The sequence below is a fragment of the Ilyobacter sp. genome (assembly GCF_041583315.1).
Classification (GTDB): Bacteria; Fusobacteriota; Fusobacteriia; order Fusobacteriales; family Fusobacteriaceae; genus Ilyobacter.
Genome location: NZ_JBFHGC010000396.1, coordinates 1 through 2,729 on the forward strand (window position 1 = coordinate 1; position 2,729 = coordinate 2,729).

General features: G+C 36.7%; 2 protein-coding genes and 1 riboswitch. Of the genes, one reads left to right on the plus strand and one right to left on the minus strand.

All coding sequences use genetic code 11. The features are described 5' to 3' along the window. Positions 1-296: 296 nt before the first annotated feature. Complete coding sequence (locus ABZA26_RS11960; protein ID WP_372714746.1) at positions 297-1,217, minus strand: sirohydrochlorin cobaltochelatase; 921 nt, start codon at positions 1,215-1,217, stop codon at positions 297-299. A gap of 121 nt (positions 1,218-1,338) precedes the next feature. After that, positions 1,339-1,521, minus strand: a riboswitch (cobalamin riboswitch). Between the two features lie 213 nt (positions 1,522-1,734). On the opposite strand from ABZA26_RS11960, the gene ABZA26_RS11965 reads away from it, so the two are divergent. Next, positions 1,735-2,729 (plus strand): ABC transporter ATP-binding protein (locus ABZA26_RS11965; protein WP_372714747.1); only part of this gene is annotated, 995 nt, incomplete at its 3' end.

The window sequence follows — 2,729 nt, forward strand, 5'->3', positions numbered from 1 at the left end:
CTTTTTATTCTTTTTACATAGATTTAAATTATTTTCTGATTTATTTTCCTTTATCATCTTACCCTTTGCCTCCTTTTCTATACAATCAGAGAAACCACCATTCATAGCCTCATAATATTATTATAGAATTGAAACTCTATATATTTATTATCAGCTATTATTCTTAAAATATCAACTAATTTCCCCATGGTTCTGGTAGAGCACCGGATTTTTTTTAACACTTTTTTTATCATTATACCAAACTTTCTTCTGAGCGAATAAAAAATGCAGACAGAATTTCTGCCTGCATAAAATTACTACTCTTGACCTGCAGCATATTCTTTTTTCTTCTTTGCCATATCCTCTGCCTCGTTTTCCGATGCAAACTTAGCATGCTCCATGTAGAGATCCTGTATTTTATTCTGCTGACCTAGTCCCTCTAGGATAACTTCTACTTTAAATCCTTTTTCCTCTAACATCTCTTTCCAGTCCACTGCAATGTCGTTATTTGCGTGATCTCCTGCTACAAACATAAAAGGCATAAGTTTTACTTTTTTAATTTTTGCTTTTTTCAGCCTCGTAACTACATTATCAAATGTAGGATAACCCTCTATAGTCCCCACATAGTAGTTTTCATACCCTTCAGACTTCAATACATAATCCATCATTGAGTATGACGCTGTTCCTGGATCATGTGTCCCGTGTCCCACCAGCACCACAGCTTCTTTTCTTTTTAACTTTCCTATTCTTTCTCCCAGAGCGTGGGCTACCTCTTTATAATCCTCAGGACTTGTAAGAAGTGATTTCCCCAATCTTATGGCTTTAAAATCATCCTCAAATTCCTCTATCTCTCTTTTCAGGTTTTCAGACTCTATCCCGTCGATTACGTGAGTTGCCTGTACCAGTACGTGAGTATACCCTTCAGCCTTTAAGGCTTCCAAAACTTCTTTGGGATTATCTTTGTTTATACCTCTTCTGTCAAGTATTCTCATTATAATCCTGGATGTAAAGGCGTCTCTCACCTCTAAACCTTCAAACTCCTCTGCCGCCTTTTCATTGATGGCATCGATTGTGAGTTTTCTGGTTTCAGGATAGCTGCTTCCAAAGTGAACCATGACAACTGCACCTTTGTCTCCATCCTTCATGCTCTCAAACATTGGGTTTTTTTCATACCCCTCTGATGCAAAAAGGGTTCCTGCCAGTAATAGTACTCCTGCAATAATGCTAATTTTTTTCATATTCTCCTCCTTAAGATTTTTAATAATTTTCAGGAAATAAAAAAATCCTGAGTAATCCCAGGAGAGAAATTTTAGAAGCCTAAAAAAAAGCCCCTACATCTCTCGTCCCCGCAAGTGATATTGGCGATTTTATCTTTAAGGCAGGTCTCCTGGCTCAGCTTCACCCTACTCACACCCTTCCCAGATTTTTATCCAGTGGGTCTTTTGCTTTCGTCTGCATCACAGTGGCGGGACCGCGGGAGTTTTCCACTCCTCTTCCCTTTTATTTCCATAGTCATGGAAAACCTTAAAAATGTATTCACTTTCTGTAAAAAATATACTATTATCATTCATAAAAGTCAATAATAATTTAAAAATTGAATTATTATTTCTACACTTATCATAATTTTATGTTAAAATAGTTTGTACAAAAAATTTATTATAAATGATTTCAATACCTACTCATTCATAATATGAACTTACGGATATCATTTTTTTACGTTATAATTTCAAAAAACAGACAGGCGGTGTAGTTGATATGAAGGATCTACTTTGTTTTGCAAGATATTATAAACCCCATTTAAAATTAGTTATACTGGACTTCTTTTGTGCCTTTGCCATGGCAGGCTTAGATCTTTTGTTTCCTTTACTGGTACAAAAGACCCTAGACGATGTCATTCCGAAGGGTGACCTTAAGCTTCTCTACATATTCGGAGGTGTTCTTGTAGGACTCTATGTGATCAGATACATTGCAAGCTATGTGGTCTATTACTGGGGTAAAATGCTGGGTATCCTCATAGAATATGATATGAGAAGGGATCTCTTCGCCCACGTTCAGAAACTCTCCTTTACATTTTTTGACAATACAAAAACCGGATCCATAATGTCAAGGATAGTAAATGATCTGAGCTATATCTCAGAATTTGCCCATATAGGTCCCGAAGATTTTTTCCTGGCAATACTGAAGTTTACCGGGACATTTTTTATCATGTTCAGCATGAATAAAAAACTCACACTTATTATCTTCTCACTGGTTCCTATTCTCATATGGTTTGCGGCAGCCAAAAAGAATCTCATGAAAACTTCCTTTGGAAAATCCAGAAAGAAAATATCTGCCATAAACTCTCAGGTAGAAGATTCCATCTCAGGAATAAGAGTTGTACAGGCCTTTACAAATGAGCAGTTTGAAAATGAAAAATTCCAGGAAAAAAATGTCGCTTTCAGAGAAGCAAAGAGAGAGAACTTCAAGCTCTCTGCAGAATATTTTTCCGGTCTGAGCTTCATTATGAACATCATCCAGCTGGCTACCTTATTCTTCGGAGGTATCTTCATACTCAAGGGAGAAATCACTGCTGGTATAGTTATCGGTTTCCTCTTATACGTCTCAAAATTTATGGAACCCATCAGAAGAATGATGCTCCTTATGCAGAGTTTTCAAAAAGGTATGACAGGATTTACAAGATTCAGAGAACTCATAGAGAAAGACCCAGAAATAAAGGACAGTCCCAATGCAGTTGTGCTGAAAAAACCCCA

Bases quoted from the DNA above. Each gene is read 5' to 3' on its own strand.
- ABZA26_RS11960 (WP_372714746.1), bottom strand. From the start codon at position 1,217: ATGAAAAAAATTAGCATTATTGCAGGAGTACTATTACTGGCAGGAACC.